Genomic DNA, 424 nt, shown 5'->3' with positions numbered 1-424 from the left:
TATAATCAGGATCATTTTCTTTCCAAATTCCTTTGTTTTTTGCTTTAAACCTACATATTTCAGTACTACCAGTTCCTCCCTGCATCCAAATAGTAACATTTCCTCCAGGAGCCATTCCTGCCACAATCACATCGTATTCTTGTTGAGCACCATAAGAATCTATCACTTTTTTTTTAAACAATTCAAGCATTTTTTCTCTAGGCAGTTTTATTCCCCCTTCGTAATAATATCGGTCAACTCCACAAATCCAATTAATGGCAATACTATCAGGAACAGGTTTATACTTGTCACCGCCAACATAACCTCCGCTAGTAATTTCCCAGCCTTGATCTATTCCCGCACCAGAAGAAGATCCTGCAATACTTTGTCCATGATAATAAAACTCAACAAAAGGACCAGATGCTCCATAATATTTTGGTGCAGA

General features: G+C 37.5%; 1 protein-coding gene. It reads right to left on the bottom strand.

Annotation, left to right across the window (positions count from 1 at the left end; translation table 11 throughout):
• On the bottom strand, positions 1–424 hold a 424-nt coding region (locus tag ACHRV0_RS21605; protein WP_395442511.1), incomplete at both ends, for a DUF2931 family protein.

It is taken from the genome of Flavobacterium sp. FlaQc-30 (assembly GCF_044005885.1).
Lineage (GTDB): Bacteria > Bacteroidota > Bacteroidia > Flavobacteriales > Flavobacteriaceae > Flavobacterium.
This window is presented reverse-complemented; position numbering and strand designations above follow the sequence as displayed.